General features: G+C 41.2%; 15 protein-coding genes. 7 read left to right on the top strand and 8 right to left on the bottom strand.

Features of this window, described 5'->3' with window-relative positions; all coding sequences use genetic code 11:
- Positions 1-129 precede the first annotated feature (129 nt).
- Positions 130-999: a LysR family transcriptional regulator gene (locus GVO60_RS00180; RefSeq protein WP_159650457.1), complete on the top strand. Its 870-nt coding sequence runs from the start codon at positions 130-132 to the stop codon at positions 997-999.
- Here the strand turns inward: GVO60_RS00180 and GVO60_RS00175 are convergent.
- Both GVO60_RS00175 and GVO60_RS00170 read right to left on the bottom strand, forming a co-directional pair.
- Positions 996-1766, bottom strand: coding sequence for a siderophore-interacting protein (locus GVO60_RS00175; RefSeq protein WP_159650455.1), 771 nt, complete (start codon positions 1764-1766; stop codon positions 996-998). The genes GVO60_RS00180 and GVO60_RS00175 overlap by 4 nt on opposite strands.
- Before the next feature lie 83 nt (positions 1767-1849).
- Positions 1850-2434 (bottom strand): LysE family translocator, encoded by a 585-nt coding sequence (locus GVO60_RS00170; RefSeq protein ID WP_159650453.1) that lies wholly within the window; start codon positions 2432-2434, stop codon positions 1850-1852.
- 132 nt (positions 2435-2566) lie between these two features.
- Between GVO60_RS00170 and GVO60_RS00165 the strand changes: the two genes are divergently transcribed.
- The 3 genes from GVO60_RS00165 to GVO60_RS00155 all read left to right on the top strand — a co-directional run bounded on the left by GVO60_RS00165 (position 2567) and on the right by GVO60_RS00155 (position 6452).
- Positions 2567-3007 (top strand): Lrp/AsnC family transcriptional regulator, encoded by a 441-nt coding sequence (locus GVO60_RS00165; RefSeq protein ID WP_159650451.1) that lies wholly within the window; start codon positions 2567-2569, stop codon positions 3005-3007.
- A gap of 261 nt (positions 3008-3268) precedes the next feature.
- A complete protein-coding gene (locus tag GVO60_RS00160; RefSeq protein WP_159650449.1) occupies positions 3269-4897 on the top strand; it encodes a methyl-accepting chemotaxis protein in 1629 nt (542 codons plus the stop codon).
- A gap of 511 nt (positions 4898-5408) precedes the next feature.
- A complete protein-coding gene (locus GVO60_RS00155) occupies positions 5409-6452 on the top strand; it encodes a GMP reductase (protein WP_159650447.1) in 1044 nt (347 codons plus the stop codon).
- A 124-nt stretch (positions 6453-6576) separates the two neighbouring features.
- Here GVO60_RS00155 and GVO60_RS00150 read toward each other — a convergent pair whose 3' ends face one another.
- The 6 genes from GVO60_RS00150 to GVO60_RS00125 form a co-directional block, all read right to left on the bottom strand.
- Positions 6577-7608: a phage integrase gene (locus GVO60_RS00150; protein ID WP_159650445.1), complete on the bottom strand. Its 1032-nt coding sequence runs from the start codon at positions 7606-7608 to the stop codon at positions 6577-6579.
- A 216-nt stretch (positions 7609-7824) separates the two neighbouring features.
- A complete protein-coding gene (locus GVO60_RS00145) occupies positions 7825-9561 on the bottom strand; it encodes a hypothetical protein (protein ID WP_159650443.1) in 1737 nt (578 codons plus the stop codon).
- Positions 9561-12053 carry an ATP-binding protein gene (locus GVO60_RS00140; RefSeq protein WP_159650441.1) on the bottom strand — a complete coding sequence of 831 codons (2493 nt, stop codon included), beginning with the start codon at positions 12051-12053 and terminating at the stop codon, positions 9561-9563. The genes GVO60_RS00145 and GVO60_RS00140 overlap by 1 nt, the downstream gene beginning before the upstream one ends.
- A gap of 1 nt (position 12054) precedes the next feature.
- A complete protein-coding gene (locus GVO60_RS00135; RefSeq protein WP_159650439.1) occupies positions 12055-13380 on the bottom strand; it encodes a TRM11 family methyltransferase in 1326 nt (441 codons plus the stop codon).
- Between the two features lie 148 nt (positions 13381-13528).
- Positions 13529-13798, bottom strand: coding sequence for a hypothetical protein (locus GVO60_RS00130; protein WP_159650437.1), 270 nt, complete (start codon positions 13796-13798; stop codon positions 13529-13531).
- A complete protein-coding gene (locus tag GVO60_RS00125) occupies positions 13798-14424 on the bottom strand; it encodes a phage repressor protein CI (protein WP_159650435.1) in 627 nt (208 codons plus the stop codon). The genes GVO60_RS00130 and GVO60_RS00125 overlap by 1 nt, the downstream gene beginning before the upstream one ends.
- 90 nt (positions 14425-14514) lie before the next feature.
- Between GVO60_RS00125 and GVO60_RS00120 the strand changes: the two genes are divergently transcribed.
- The 3 genes from GVO60_RS00120 to GVO60_RS00110 all read left to right on the top strand — a co-directional run bounded on the left by GVO60_RS00120 (position 14515) and on the right by GVO60_RS00110 (position 16865).
- Positions 14515-14727, top strand: a complete 213-nt coding sequence (locus tag GVO60_RS00120; RefSeq protein ID WP_031428165.1) for a hypothetical protein — start codon at positions 14515-14517, stop codon at positions 14725-14727.
- Positions 14728-14841: 114 nt separating this feature from the next.
- Entirely contained in the window at positions 14842-15357 is a 516-nt protein-coding gene (locus GVO60_RS00115; protein WP_159650433.1) for a phage regulatory CII family protein, read from the top strand.
- A gap of 329 nt (positions 15358-15686) precedes the next feature.
- On the top strand, positions 15687-16865 hold the full coding sequence (locus GVO60_RS00110) for a replication initiation protein (protein WP_225874876.1): 1179 nt from the start codon (positions 15687-15689) through the stop codon (positions 16863-16865).
- Positions 16866-16943: the final 78 nt, after the last annotated feature.

Below are 16943 nucleotides of genomic sequence, written 5' to 3'. Positions count from 1 at the left end.
CAGTAAAGAAGCGATTCTAGCACAAACTTACGCAAGATTAGTGAGTTGATGAGTGGAATAAGTTGATTAAACTATTACATATAGGTAAAAGTAATGGTCAATTAACTTTGTATTATTAGAGATTTAATAATGGCGAATTGGGAAGGTGTGAGTGAATTTGTTGGCGTGGCAGAAACGCAATCATTCACTGCTGCGGCGAAAAAGCTCGATACATCGGTCGCGCAGATCAGTCGACGTGTATCGGCTTTGGAAGAGCGCTTAGCCGTTAAGCTTTTTAACCGTACGACACGAAAGGTATCACTGACTGAAGCAGGCCAGCTTTACTATCAACAATGTAAGCATTTGGTAGAAGGGCTTGAGTTAGCCGAACTTGCGGTCACTCAGATGCAATCGACGCCAAAAGGGTTGTTGAAAGTGACTGCGCCGGTGACATACGGAGAGCAGCATTTAGCCCCTTTGCTGCATCAGTTTTTGGAGCTTCATCCCCAAGTTGATCTTGATTTAATGCTCACAAATCAAAAACTTGATCTGATTGAAATGGGTGTGGATGTTGCGATTCGATTAGGTCGATTGCAAGACTCGAGCTTGATTGCTAAACGTCTTTCAACTCGCCAGCTATACGTTTGTGCTAGCCCTAAATACTTAGAGCGATATGGTGAGCCACATACTTTATCAGAGCTATCCAAACATGAGTGCTTAGTCGGCTCGATCGATTATTGGCGATTTAGAGATGCAAAAGGCGAAAAATCTTTGCGCGTTTCTGGTCGTATCCACTGTAACTCTGGTTTTGCATTACTTGATGCCGCTAAGCGAGGTTTAGGCCTTGTTCAATTGCCTGACGACTACGTACAAACGGCTTTAGATTCAGGGGAGCTGGTAGAAGTTCTCAGTGACTATAGAGATGAACGAGAAGGAATTTGGGCGCTTTATCCGCAAAACAGAAATCTGTCACCCAAAGTCCGTTTACTGATTGATTTTCTTGCTGAGCGGCTTGGTTAAGCCCCTTGCTCTTCGGCGTCTTGCTGTTTAATGGTTTTGTGACCATCTTCCGAGACGCCAAGTTTCCAATAACTGCTTATATAGATGTTTTCGCGTTTTACTTGTTTTTCATTTCTAAAGTACTGGCGAAGTGCACGCATCGAATCAAACTCACAAGCACACCAAACTGACGCATCACCCTCTAACCACTCAAGTTGAGTCGCGGTGTCATGCAGTGTTCCCTCAGTAATCCATTTCACTTCAATGCCATTTGGTGCATCTAATGGTTGAATGTCTTGTTCGCTCTCTACTTTAATTACTGCATAGCCTTTCGCACCTTGAGGCAGCTTTCGTACTTTCGCAGATAAAGCGGGTAGCGATGTCATATCGGCTGTCATAAAGAACCAATCTGCTTCGGTATTCATATTTTGAATCAGACCTGGGCCGCGGATAGAAATGCTATCTCCAGCTTGAGTCGACATCGCCCAACGAGCGGCAAATCCACATTGTAGGCTTTCAGTAATATGCCTAACAAAGTCGACTTCAATTTGTTGTTTATCAATATCGAAGCGTCGAATGGTGTAGGTGCGAAGTATAGGGCGTTCGCCTTCAGGTAAAGCTTCAATATCTGTTCCACCAGATGGGGTAAACATCAGCTTGATATAGCCGCCTTCGCAATCGGCAGGAAATTCTGCAAGCGCATCACCTTGTAAGGTTATGCGCTGCATATTCGGTGTCACAGTTTGGCTGGATATAACGGTAACGCGTTTGGCGGATAGTTTGTTCATACTCTACTCAATAATTGTTCTTATTCGCATTTAGAGTAGCAAGTGTCTACGCGTTAGAAAAGCCTCTTTATCTTTATTTACATTCAGATCATTGGCAGCGTCGAGCCAACCAGTAGTAGCGCCATCGAAACATTAAATACTCTTACTCGTGTGGCCGAAGTCAGCCAGCGTTGTAGCTCTCTTCCTGCAATGACCCAAAAGCTGCATGATGGAAGGTTCGCAAGCATGAAAACGCAGGAAATGATCAGAAGTTCTTGCCAGCTTCCTGTGTTGCTGTAAATGGCGACAGAGCTTAATGCCATCGACCAACCTTTTGGATTCACCCATTGAAATGAGGCCGCGCCCAGAAACGTCATCGGTTTAAATTCGCCATTAGACTCAGCTCGGCCCGACAAAGCAATTTTGAGTGCTAAGTAACACAAATAACCAAGGCTCGCCCATTTTAGAATGGTGTGACTGATAGGGTAGGTGTTGAAAATCCCAATCAAACCAAGCCCAACCAAAATGACCATTAAAGCGAATCCAAGCGTGATACCGAGCATGTGTGGCAAGGTCCGGTTGTAGCCCACATTAGCGCCCGATGTCATTAGCATCAGATTGTTGGGCCCCGGAGTAAAGGTCGAGACAAATGCGAATAACGCGAGTGCACCTAGTTGTTGTAGTTCCATTTAATTCTCCTCGTTATTTGATGCAATAAAATTGTTATGTCTGACCGGTCACTAATCATAGTAGGTAGAAAAGAGCGCAATTGTGTGCTTTTATTCGAATTGTAAGGGTTATTTTTGCAATAAAGGTGCGTGATGGATAAGTTTGAAGAAAGAATATTGCATGAGTTAAAGAGGGACGGAAAAATCTCCAATGTTGAGTTGGCTGAAAGGATAGGGTTGTCGGCCTCTGCGACACTTCGTCGGGTACAAGATTTAGAGAAAAGGGGAGTGATAAAAGGCTATCGAGCAATTTTAGATAGTTCTCAGCTTGGGGTGGGGTTTGTGGCTTATGTTTCAATTGGTTTGTCGAGTCACAGTAAACAGTCGCAGTTGGAATTTGAAGAGCACGTCCGTTATGTCGATGAAGTGGTTGAATGCCACAACATTACTGGGGCAAACGAGTATTTACTTCGAGTCGAAACTCAGGATCTAGCCAGTTATAAGAAAATTCATTCCGATGTACTAGGAGAGTGTGCTCAGGTTCAATCGATTAGCACTATGGTTGTGATGGATTCACCAAAGGATGAGCGATAAAAGTATTTAGTGATAAATTCATGGTTTATAAACTTATCTTTAATTTCTTTGTTTTTCATCAAGATGAATAGAATGTGAGTGATTTATAAAAGCAGTTGATGTGCTAGGTTTGCATATTCAGCTAAAAGTGCACTAACTAACAATTGCTTAATCAACCAAGTTCTGTGGCTTTGATCACATAATATGATAGAATTCGCGACCTTTACTCATCTGGGGTACTCCCAAGTCAAGGAAGATCTAACGGCTTAATTGAGAAAAATAATGCAATTATCTTTAAAAAATCTGTCTATTCGAACCCAAGTTTTATTACCTGTCTTATTCACCACAATCGCCTTGTTCATTGCGCTTTGGATTACTAAAAGCAATTTGCAGGCGGAGCAAGAGATCATCGATTCTAATACCGATTCATTAGTCTTCTACAAAGACACATTAGCGAAGATTGATGATCAAGTTTATCCATTGCGCATCAGTGCTGTTTACGCGATTTATGACTCATCTCGCCGCGACGCATTTTTAGCGGAATTGACCACTGGAATGAAAGAGATCGACCAAGATCTTGATCAAATGGGTGCTCGTAAGACGTTCCGTCAAGATGTCTCAGTAGTACGTGAAGCCATTGAGAGCTACGTTCAGTTCTCTAATCGTGCTGTCGATTTGTTTACCCGTAAAGATAATGGCCAAGTATCAGAGCAAGAGTACTCAAACTTTATAGCTCAGTACCGCGATTCAGGTAATGAGATGGTTCAAGCAATTAATAGTTTGTCTCGTAAAGTGAATAGCTTTGCTACAGAAGCGATGGACCAAAGCTCAATTCAAAACGCTAAGCTACAAAACATGGCAATGATTCTTGTTATGGTCGTTTTTGCTATCTCTCTTTTAGTTGCATGGATTCTGTCAGGGATGATTGTTAGCCCAGTGCAGAAGCTACAGGGCGTGATGCAAGAGTTGGCGAAAGGTAACCTTTCTGTACGTGCTGATGTAGATGGCGAAAATGAAATCGCTAAATTGGGCCAAGATGTTAACTCAACAGTAACGCAACTGCACTCAACGGTTGAAGCATTAACACGCATCAGTGAAGAAGTGGCATCCGCTTCAACAGAACTTGCTGCAGTGATGACTCAGTCGCAAGCGAATGCTCAACAAGAATTGGCAGAAATTGAACAAGTTGCTTCAGCAGTGAACCAGCTTTCAAGCACCGCGAATAACGTAAGTGATAATGCGCAAATCGCCGATTCAACAGCGCGTGAAGCAAACCAATTGGCAACTTCGGGTTTAGAGATCTTTGAAGAGAGCAACCAAGCAAGTGCACAAATGGGCGCAGCGCTAAACGAAGCGGCTCAAGTTGTTCAACTGCTAAAAGAGCAATCTGAGCAAATTAATGACGTGATTGAAGTAATTCGAGGCGTTTCTGAGCAGACTAACTTGCTTGCACTAAATGCAGCGATTGAAGCTGCACGTGCTGGTGAATCTGGTCGTGGCTTTGCGGTCGTAGCAGATGAAGTCCGTATGCTTGCTGCTCGCACTCAAGATTCGACTGGCGAAATCCAAACTATCATTGAAGAGTTACAAAAGCAGTCAGGCAATGCTAACGAAAGTATGCAGCTTAGCCTTGATATGCTGGCGAAGAACAGTGAGCTATCGCAACAGGCGAATAGTGCACTGATGGGTATTACCGACTCTGTTGTTAGTATTAATGATGCGAATGCTCAAGTAGCAACCGCAGCAGAAGAGCAGTCTCAAGTGACTCAAGACATCAACCGTAACGTTGTAAACATGTCTGAGCTTGTGAACCAGAATGTGTCTGGCATCTGCCAAAGTGCAAGTGCGAGTGAAGAATTGTCTACGCTTGCAGAGAAGCAAAAAGCGCAGTTGTCGTTCTTTAAGCTCTAATACTTAGCTAAAAAAATTAATGAAGGCGGAAAGCACTGAGTGTTTTCCGCCTTTTTTGATCCTAGCGATCTGCTTGTCTAATACAAAAACTAGAAATAATTGGCAAATAACTCAAAAAAAAGTGAGAAAAACCCCCACCTCGTGACGTTCAAATTAGCGTTAAAATGATGAGAAATGAGCGATGGGTAGACTGTTTGGTGGAATGTTGTACGGCGGATTGACGAAAAGGATTGCGCAAACGATTTTCTCAAAGTGGTTTAAGTCGTTGTTTTTGAGAAGAAAAGAGAGAGATTGATTGAAAAGTGAGTCACTTAGGTATGCAACTTAACCAAACTGTATCACAAAAAAAGTGAAAATATCAGACTTGCAGGAAATAAATCGCGACCTATAATGCTGAAAACCGGAGCGTCTGCCAACGCTCCGGTTTTTTTGTGTCCGAAACTCAGTAAAGCGTCTGCCAACGTCGACTGAAAACGCACGACACGTAAATTTGTTTACAGGAAAATTTATCATGCGTATCGAACAAGAACTTAAGTTAGGCTTTAAAGATGTACTATTCCGCCCGAAGCGTTCTACTCTTAAAAGTCGTTCTCAAGTTGAGTTAACCCGCGAGTTTACATTCAAGCATAGCGGTCGTCAATGGTCAGGTACTCCTGTTATTGCCGCGAACATGGATTCAGTGGGTAGCTTTGAAATGGCGACGGAACTGGCAAAGCACGGTGTAATGACTGCAATGCATAAGCATTACACAGTCGAGCAGTGGGCAGAGTTCGTTAAGGGCGCAAGCAAAGAAACGTTGAATAAGGTATTTGTCTCTACGGGTACTTCAGAAAACGACTTCATCAAAACTAAAGAGATCTTGGCTCTAAGCGAAGATCTAGAGTTCATTTGTATTGATATCGCTAACGGTTACTCAGAGCACCTAGTTGAGTACGTTGAAAAAGTTCGCGCAGAGTTCCCGACTAAGACAATTTCTGCGGGTAACGTAGTGACAGGCGATATGTGTGAAGAGCTAATTCTAGCTGGCGCAGATATCGTTAAAGTGGGTATTGGCCCAGGTTCTGTATGTACAACGCGCGTAAAAACGGGCGTTGGCTATCCGCAACTTTCTGCAATCATCGAGTGTGCTGACGCAGCACACGGCCTTGGCGGCATGATCATCGGTGATGGCGGCTGTGCATGTGCGGGTGACGTAGCAAAAGCATTCGGCGGTGGCGCAGATTTCGTAATGCTAGGCGGTATGCTTGCAGGTCACGAGCAATCTGGCGGTGAAATCATCGAAAAAGACGGCCAGAAGTTCATGAAGTTTTACGGCATGTCTTCTCAGTCTGCTATGGACAAGCACTCTGGCGGTGTGGCGAAGTACCGCGCAGCTGAAGGAAAAACCGTGCTATTGCCATACCGTGGCTCTGTTCATGGCACTATCTCAGACATCCTTGGTGGTGTACGTTCAACTTGTACATACGTAGGCGCAGCAAAGCTTAAAGAGCTAACGAAGCGTACGACTTTCATCCGTGTACAAGAGCAAGAGAACAACGTTTTCGGTAAAGAGTAATTTGATAACTCTTCGGAAAATACGAAATATTAAAAGCCGCTTTTAGCGGCTCTTTTTTTGTGTAAAAATCGTAAAGTGGCGACAAAGTGGCGACAGCCAGCAAAAAATTTTTTTGTGGCGACAACTACAAGTTAGCGAGGGGGTTGTGAGTGATAGCTTCTGAGAGGTGATCTGGAGCGAAGTGGGCATAACGCATTGTCATACTAATATCTGCATGACCAAGGATGTCTCGAAGCACCAGAATATTCCCGCCATTCATCATAAAGTGGCTGGCGAATGAATGGCGAAGAACGTGCGAAGCCTGGCCAGAGGGTAGGGTAATACCGAGTTTATTTTTAAGGATGTAGCAAAAGGGTGTGTAGCACTCTTCGAACAACTTACCTGAGATTGGTTTATAGATCTCATGATAAAGCGCTTCAGAGATGGGTACAGAGCGATTCTTCTTAGTTTTAGTGTTGGTATAGGTGACTTTGTATTGAGTGAGCTGAGAGCCATTAAGTTGCGCTGCCTCGTTCCAACGTGCACCGGTGGCAAGGCAAAGCTTAACTATCTTGAGCATATCCTCTCTAGTGTGCAGAGCGACTAATTCCAATAGCAGGGCAATTTGCTCTTTATGTAAGAAAGCCATACTGCGCTCATGATCTTTAAAGGGCTTAACGTCCTCAATAGGGTTGGGGAGTTTCCATTCTCCCAGTTCCTTCAACTTACTGAAAACAGCTTTAAATCTAGCTAACTCAGAATTCAGCGTAGCGATACTCGGTGCGCCTTTTTGCCAACGGTCATCAACAAAGCTGATTTGCCCATGCATGCGCTGACTGCGAAAATCTGAATACAGCTTGGCACTAAGAAGGGTAGCTAGTGGGTTACCCATAGCATCACACATCTTTTGCAGCTTGCTATAAATTGCAGATCCGTTAGCGAGCGTTGCACCATAGCGCGTAAACCATATATCTATAATCTCAGTTAATTTTCGATGATCAGGCTTATCGCCTTGCCAAGGCTGGTTCTCAACTTCGCGCATAACAAAGCGCTCGTAGGCAGCAGCCTCACCTTTGGTGGCGAATCGCTTTCTTACTCGCTTACCTGAACGACCATTTGGGTAGCATTCACATAGCCAAGGCTTTTTAGAGCCATCTTTTAAGTTTCGGATAGACATAAACAAAACACATCAATACTGTATTTTTATACAAGTTAAATGATGGCTAGATTTGAGGCAATGTTTGAATATTGAAAAATGAACAATTGGGACAGGTGTCGTACAAAGAAGGAGCTTGCCAATAAGGGTTATGAAAGTTTGTTTGGATAAAAGGATGGCAGAATTCACGCCACCCTTTCACTGATTCTAAGGACTTGAGGTTATTTAAACCCAGTACTATTCAGTAAAGTCCTTTTCGAATGCAAAGCGATTCAGATACTGCACAAAGTACTTTTTCATAACTTCATCAACAAATGGAGATCTCAACCTTTCTATCCTAGAACCACTTATTTCAATTTTTTTGTCGGTGAACGTAGCTCTCATATAGGCGTTTGGAATGAGTGTGAAGGTACTATAATCATTAGGTAAATCAGTCTTAACATACCCGGACTCTGAATTGAATAGAGCTTCTTTGAATGAATTGTATCTTTTTATCCAACCGGGTAAGTAAATGAGGTCAGACATTTCTTCCTCTGAGCTAAAGGATAGCTCTCCCTGTTTAGAAAACACACACATATCGAGCAAGTTGCTGTTTACAATAAAGGACTTCCTAAAATCAAATTGTAAATACTTACTGCCGCCTTCCTCATTCGGGTAGCGTGTAAAGTAGTGGAACGGTTTTCCTTGATCTTTTTGCAAAGAATTCTTTGATTTAGTTACTCGTTCAAATTCAACTAGTGTTACGTATGGCTTGTTTCTATCACCTCCACCTCTAACAATTAGGTCACATGGTTGTGATATCAACATGTACTCCTTGTTAACAGACTGGCCTTTATCATCTGTCGTTGGAAAGCTAAAGATGTCTCCTACAGACAGAGGTGAGTGGAAAGTATTGATGGTGGAATCAAAGATCTCTTTGAGTCTTAATGAATGAAATTCGGAGCTAGAAGAATACAAACTGTCTATATATTTTTCGTGTTCACTACCAAGCTTAACTGATTGAACACCTCTAAAGTTAACCAGATTTTTAATGATTTTTTCATCTCGGGATAAACTATCATACATGGTTTGATGGTGCTGGATCGAAATGAATCTATTAAACAACTCTATCTCAGATGAACCCTCGTCTAGTGATTTATCGAAAACAGTATTATTCAACTCATAGATTGAGTACTTGCCTAAATCACTTCGCATATCTTGTAGGTTGTCAATAAGCTGCTTCGTGAGAGAATCAAGTATATCGACGCTTAACTTTCTCAAGAAAATACGTCTTATAAAGTCAACAGTTTTAAATGCAACACATATTCCTTGTGGTGTTTCGTTATTCGCAATCATTTTAGAAAGGACTGAAAAATTATGAGTATGAAGACCATCTAGACTTTCTACTATACTTTTTCTTTCAGCTTCCTCCTGAGAGCCCACTTGAGTTTCGCTAGTAAAAAGAACGCAGTAAGAGTTTTTATAGCACTCTTTTTGCAGAATTTCCCTTATTAGAGTCTTGCCATGATCTTTTGGTAGTTGTTCTTTTTCAAAGTTAATATCGACAAGAATAAGATAGCACTTGTCAGTCGTTTCAAATTCTGCTTTTCTCGCATTCCATTCAGCGCCGGAAAATTTTCTTGTGACATTTGAGTTGGAGAGTTCAGTTAAAACTGCTTCGATTTCTTGGAATTCATCTTCAGTGTAATCAGACTCCTCAATTTCCATGTACCGTAGAAACTCATGGATTAAGTCTGCTTCTTTGGGAAAAGCATCGCTTTCAATGAGCTGTTCAATTGGTACTTCCCATTCTATTTCAGAAAATGCCTCAAAACTCTCTAGCTTTTCCGGTTCTGCTTCACGCGCCGCTTTAATGGTGTCTATATATGTATCATCGATACTTGCACTACCGGAATCGAATCTATCATCGATCCAGATTACCTCATCAATAGATATTGCATTAAAAACGGATTCTTTTAATTTATTTAAAGCCATTACACTGCCGCCTCAACAAAATTCAATTCAAATTTATATCTTCTGTCAAATTTATTTCGTTCATCTAATAATTTTATCGAACATTTTCTTTCAGTAAGCAGTGATGTCGTAATGTAGAGCCCTAATCCTTGACCATGCTCTTTGTCACTTGCAAACATATCAAATAGTGTATTCTCAATTTCAGGTCTCACCCCTCTTGCTGTATCCCATATCGTCACTTTTAGGCCATCAACGAGAAAATGAAGTTCATATGGGTCATGTGGGTAGAAATTTTGATGGTTTTCCAACCAATGTTCGGAGTTTCGGACAATATTGTCGATTATCTGAAAAAGTTTTCCTCGATTGAACTTAACGTCATACTCTTTACCTGTGATTTTAGTCATAATATGAATATTCTTTCCAGTAAAGTAGTCATTTCTAAGTTTTACGTAATCTAACACGTAGTTTGATAAGTTAATTTTTTCAAATGTTTCTCGCTGAGTTCTAATTAATGGATGCAGTGAGGAAATTGCTCCAGAAAGAGACTCGCTATCACTTTTTATACTATTTAAATATTTAATAAGTAGAGTATCTTTCACACTCAGGGAAGATATTCTTTCTTTTGCCTTATTAAGGTGTAAATTGATATTTCTATTCTGTGCATTTATTTCATGAGCTAAAGACTGTGCGGATAAACCAATTGCAACATGATCGTAGAAATTCTTTATCTGGCGTTCATAGCTAGATATCTCAGATATGATATTATCAGCAGATAAAGAAAGTGACTCTAGTTCCTGCGTGAAATGCAGATATTTAGTCATATGTTCCTTAGATTCCTTCTGAACTTCGACTATCTTTTTTTCTAAGTCATCTAGTTTGTCTTTTAAACCAGGCTCTTCGAATAAAGATGTTTGATACCCTTCTTTAATCTTGGCGATATCTATTTCTGTACTTGTAATTTCTGTATTAAGTTTGTCTATAGATTTTTTTAGTTTAGGTTTCGCAGCTGCTGCTTTCCGAGTAACCTCTCGAATTTCAGACGAAGCTTCTTTAGCAGAGTAACTCTTGGGTTTGCCGGCACCTTCGAGCTTTTTCATTTTTAGGAATTCGAGACTGGCTCTTCTTAGCTCGTTGAGCGTTGTGTTAATTAAAGAAATAATTTCTGTAGCTAGTTTATAGAAAGTCCTGTATTCGGAGTTATCAACAAAACTTTCTCGATCCGATTTTTCTTTTAACGCACTATTCTGTTCCCAAGTCAGGTTGAGGTAACCAGTAACGTTGGAGGGTCTGAGGGAGTAAGAACCTGATCCGGAAGTTTTCTCTTTAAGCAAGCCTAACCAATCATCTTTATCAGAGCCAATCTTAAAGCCATCTCTGTAGACTGAAATACCTCCAGTGATATTTTTGATGCTCTCTCGCACTTCTTGCAAGTTGAGTTCTGTTAAATCAAGGTTTTCTTTGTTCAATATAAAATTGAAAATTGTACCGCTAAATGGACCTGGGTTGTTGAATAAAAATCCGCGGTCATACTTTATATCTTTGACGTTAAGCGTCATCGAAGTTGAGACACTATATCTTTGAGACTTGTCTAAGTTTAGTCTTATACCTTTGTTGGATAGTTTTCTGTTATCAACTAAAAAAGCTCTTAGTTCTTCACCCCTATCTCGCGCGATGTAACTATTGTATGGCCCTAATAGATCACTATTAGGCTTAAAAAACTTATAGTCGAAGCTACCTAAAACAGTTATATCATCCTCATCAAAATCAAATTTAAAAATTGATGAATGTTGCTTCAATAAATCATCTGAAATGGCTTGCATACTATATGGAGTGCCATTATGTGTGAAATATGTTTTGAATTTAGATATTTGACCATGGGGTGATATCATTGAAGAGAGCTTTGTCGTCATCTTACTGATGCTTAAATTATGCTCCCAAGTATCAATGTCTTTTAGCCCTATGATTTCAAGCATTGTTCCGGTAGCTTTACGTGGAGGTATGTTGAACTCAGTAACCGATATTGAGTCTAGAGTTAGTCCTTGTTTAAAGTCGCTCCAGTCAAAAGATACGCATATACCCTCTTCACTAGGTAACGCGTGAGTGGTAATTCTACACAGGTCGCCTAATTGCATTGATCCTAAGCGACCTAAACCCTTATCACCAGTAAACGTACGCTTATACTTATTGGTCAGAGTCTTATTAAGCTTAGCCGCCCTTTTCTCAGAATAACTAACTGTGAGCCAAGATTTATTTATTACATCTCTAGTCATTCCATGACCGTTATCCTGTATTGTTATTTTACCCTTGTATGTTCGTTCCCCAATTTTTTCAATATAGTTTGTATTAATTTCTATATGACAAAATGATGCGTCTGCATCATGGGAGTTTTTGACTAATTCTAATAACGCAATATCAGGGCCACTGATTAATTCTGCGCCTAATTGCTGAATAACGTGAGCATCGATTTTAAGCCTTAATGGGTCTGTTTTTTCTTGTTCTGACGTTGTAGTCATATTATCTCCGCATAATTAGGACAGTTTCTTTGCCCATAGTTGTAGCGACTTTGTTTCTTGAAGGCATGCGTTTAGCTGGAATGTCTCTTTCTAGTTGATAAACGAACGTACAGCCAAAACTTTCTAACACTTCACGCATAATCTTATCTAAAGGCACTTCTATATTTGATATTCTTCGATTGCCTAGAGTCCAAACCATATATGCATTATCACGCAACTCATCAACCGCGTTCTTTAGAGCTAAAGTGAGGTCGTAAATAAAGCTAATAAGTTTTTTAGTATTGTCTGGATTAACTTGATGAATCTCCTCTACACATTGATTTAAAGAAGCTGAATGTTCTTTAAGTGTCTCGAGTTTTTCGGTTGATTCTTTTAATGAGCCACCTAAGCTTGAACTATCAATAGCGTTTTGTTGACTAAGTAGATTTGGTCTTCTGCTCTCGTTGATATCGTCCATATCGATCCACTGCAAAGGTAAGTATGAAAACTGTCCATAGGTCACTGTGGTTGCGTTATCTCCATAAGGTGGCGAGCTAATTAATAAATCATACTTTGCTTTAGAGCGCTTACGTGACTTTGCATCTACATTCTTTATTGAAACTTTGCTTACACTCTTCGAACGCACTAGATGCCCATTGTCTTTCAATAGTTCTTTTTGAGCTTGTATGTTTTCAACACTCTTAAGTACGTTTCGTTTGAAAATACTCTCTGGTGAGCCAATTTTTTCAATCTGTTCCTCAGATTTTATGTGTAGTTTGTAGGTTGAGCTTCTTGAGTTACATGTTGAACGCACGGTATTGCTTAACGCTAACCAAAAAATTTTGCGCGCCCATTTTGATGGCTCCGCTTTGATTGCTAAGTAAATAGTACTGAGCTCGATTTGGACTTCCGGAAGAAACCATTTATCGATACCAGCGAAGTTTACTGCTACGGACTCAGCTTTTTGGGTCTCAATCGTTGAAAGAAGAATGGTTACTTTCTTTTTTAATTTATCAATATACAAAGGTCCGCTTTTTACTTCACATGCAAGGATCGCAAGTGGATTTATGTCGTGGCCGACAAAATCTAAGCCCCTAATCATCGCCTCGCCTAGTGTTGTTCCTGAGCCTACAAACGGATCAAATACGGTATGAATGTTTCTGTCTTCACTGCGAATTGCATCGATTAACTCCCCTTGCATTTGAGGAACCATCATTGCTGGATATTGGATCAGAGCATGACAATGCTGACGGTTGGAGCGACCTTTGAATGACCAGTAAGAATCATCAGCTAAAGAGTAAGCTTTGATTTTATTGATAATTGTTTCGTCGTATATCGTTTTGTTCATTTTTCAAGCTCGAAATTGGGACAAGCATGCAAATTTAATCTACATGACTATTTTTACTAGAAATTTTATCATCAATCTCGGCTCAATACCAGGAGAGGTAGCTCTAAGTTTACGTTAATTTTGAGTGTTCAATTCTCGGAGCAAAGTTTTATCTTGTAGTGTTTCTTTGTTCAGTGTTGTTAAGAGTCCAAACACCACTAGGCGATTCATCGACAGACTTGAGTACTTTATCCTTGCGTAACTGAGTTGCTGCCCATCGCATGTAATATTGCCAGGTATAGAAGAGATCTCCTGATTTACGGAGTTCCTTTTCATGGTTGTGCCATATGTACTTTGCTACCTCGATAAGCCTAGCTTCACCACCATGATGCTCAATTGCTTCACATACCCATTTACGCAAATCATGTTTATCGGCCATCACCTCTTCTCCATCATCAAAGCCACACGACCAACAACCCTTACTTCATCTTCTTCAACTGTAAGAGTCGAGCCATTAAAGCTGATCGCCAGTTTTTTACTTGGTAAGCGCTGGATTTCGTTAAGAGAGAGTAGGCCGTCCATATCAACTAAGTATGTGCCGCTTACTGCTTGGCGAGATTCTTTGTTTATCAGGAATGTGCTTGACTCGCTTTTCATTACCATCACGTTAATAATGCCGAGTTCTTCAAGAAGGGACTTATCCAAGGCGAGCGTTCCCTGATTCACTAACTTACCTTCCTCAATGCGAAAGACGTCAGCATCAAAGATCTGTTTGCTTTCATTCTTCTTCGAAACTTGTGTGTACTCAGATGCGCCATCATAAGGCTCACCCTGACCAAGTGTTAGCCATCTAATTGAAATCCCTGTTTCCAAATGCAATCGAATTACAATCTCGTACGGAACTAAGTTTCTATGTCGCCAAGTACCGACGGTTGATTTAGATAGACCGAAAGCGTCAGCCAATGCTTGATTAGAGCGGGTATTTGTGGCCTGCATCAACCTTTCGATAACTTCCTTTCCCCCAACATACTCTGGTGGGCGGATTGGGAATTGACATGATTTCATATGCGATCAATAATTCCAAATGAAATCGGGTGGCGAGTCAAAACTCTATCTCCCGAATAAATACAATCAACAACTCATTAGGGTACCACTATGCTTTCATATCAAGTAGTCTTAAATACCCCTTATATGACTTATGATCAATACTCCCAACTCTCTGGTATGCCAAAACGCACGATCATAGATTGGGTATCCGATGGTCGCTTACCTATCAAAGAGAAAGCCAAGGCTAAAGAAACGCCATTAATCAATATGGTTGAGTTGCTTGAAGTGGCCACTAGAGAAACGTTGCAACGAATGGGATAGGTCATCATACCTTAGTGCTCCTGTATTCCAACGAATTAAGAATGCCTGTTGCGCACAAACATTCTTGGTTGGGGTTTCATTTTCGTACTGTTTTTTTTCAATTGAGTATTCGCTATGAACGATATTGACTCAAAGAGTGACTTTCTAGTTTCCAAACAAAAGGCATTTAACGAAGCGTGTTGTGCTTTTGCGAGAACTGAAAACATGGCCAGGCTAGCAGAGCGTCTTGGAATGGATGCTACGATGCTACGCAATAAACTCAACCCCGAGCAGCCCCATGTACTGAACTGTACAGAACTCATCACGATCTCAAAGGCAAGTGGGAATCATTCCATTGTGAATGCGCTTCTTCTAGGGCTGGGTGTAGTCACAGCTCTTATTCCTCCTGACGAAAGCGAAGTGAATTTTATTCGACGGGTATTAGATAACGCTATTTACTCTGGAGAGCTGTCTCGTATAGCGCTTGAGTGTGTTGGCAAGCAAGAACTAAGTCGAACTCTGAAACATAAAATTGTTCATACTGCGCAGGTCAGTATCAGCAATCATGTTTTGATCATCAATAGCTTAGAAAAACTCAATCAAGATGTATCGCCGCGTATGGAGATTGAGTCGCTCATTAGGGCAGGGTAAGTGTGTATCAATTTGGATGGGCGATGTCAGTAGTTCATTGGCATAAACCATGTTCAGACGGGATTTCTAACTTGCTGACAGGTAATGAAAAATGAATCAACAAGATCTAAAACCGTTGGCTTTAAGCAATTATACATTACCCGATTTGTACGAGAGTAAGCCAATTCTCTTAATGTAGTCTTAGAACAGCGTGAGGGCATGGCTATCAACGCTCAACTGAGATATCTAACGAAACAGACCTTGGTCAGTGTGAAGATGTTGAGCATTATGAAGAAAGTGTCGCGCTTAGCGTTCTCTGGCGTGCTGAAAAGAACTGCGTTGACTTTATTATGACGATGATTCGTTCAGACAGTAATCAGATCATCACTCCATCGTTTTCATTAAAAACTCGCGTGATTGAGGAAGCGCCTTATTTTCCAAGATGTAGCGATAATAAAACCGCTATGCTCATAAGGCCACGTGATTACGCTGTAAAGTGGCCGTACATGCAAGTCAATCGCAAAGAGATGAAAGCTTGGATGGTGTTCGACATTGATCATAAACATCGCACCATGCCAAATCCCTACATCTGGCAAGATGAAGGGTTGCCACCACCAAACTTGATTGTGCGTAATCGCACTAGCAACAAAGCCCATCTTTTTTATGCCATTGTGCCCGTTTGCACCAGCGACAACGCGCACAACAAACCTATCGCCTATTACCAAGCTATTTATCGAGCTCTTGCATTAAGGCTAGAGGCTGACATGAGTTATTGCGGTCCAGTTGCCAAAACACCATTTCATACTGAGTGGCTGACTACAGAACTTCACCGAAGTATTTACGAGCTTGGTGAACTAGCAGATTCCCTTGAACTTGAGCCCGAGCGTTTGGGGCAGGGAAAAATGCATGATACTTCCTATTCCAGAAACTGCACTCTGTTTGAAAATACACGTCAGTACGCTTACAGCATTGTCGCGAAAGCAAGAGAGCTGGGCAGTTATACCGATTTTAAAGCACGAGTAGAGGGTTTTGCGCACCACAAAAATGTAAGTGCTATGCCAGAGAGTCCACCGCTACCATGGAGCGAAGTTGAGGCGTTAGTCAAAAGCGTGTCTCGTTGGACTTGGAGTAAATATTTTACCAGATCAGGCTGTAAGCGGGGTGTGATGAAATTAGATAGGCACTTAAGTTTGTATGATAGGCAGCGAAGAGCCGCCAGGAGGACGCACCGGATACGTCGAACGAATACAGCTCGTCGTATTGTCCACGCCTGCCAACGTCTGCTGCGTCACAACCAACCACTTACGATTGGTAGCGTAGCTCGTATGTCTAGTATGTGTCGTCAGACAATCAGTCGTTATGCTTATTTACTTGAACGGGTGATGTCAGTACTTGCTATGAGTGAGCGAAACGGGCCGACTCGTTATGTTAATGATGCTGTACATCAGATATCTGCTCCTATTGAGCCATTCTTAGTTGGTTGTGTGATGAAGCAAAAAAGCACCTTGTCTAAGTTGTCATTTCCTTAATCACATACTGTCGTGGCTTGCTGAACTTGGCAACCTGATTAGAGTTGTGGGTTATTAAATCACGCACACTAGTTTAGG

The organism is Vibrio atypicus (assembly GCF_009811315.1).
GTDB classification, from domain to species: domain Bacteria; phylum Pseudomonadota; class Gammaproteobacteria; order Enterobacterales; family Vibrionaceae; genus Vibrio; species Vibrio atypicus.
Note: the sequence above shows the minus strand (reverse complement) of the source record. Positions and strands in the feature narration are given on the sequence as shown.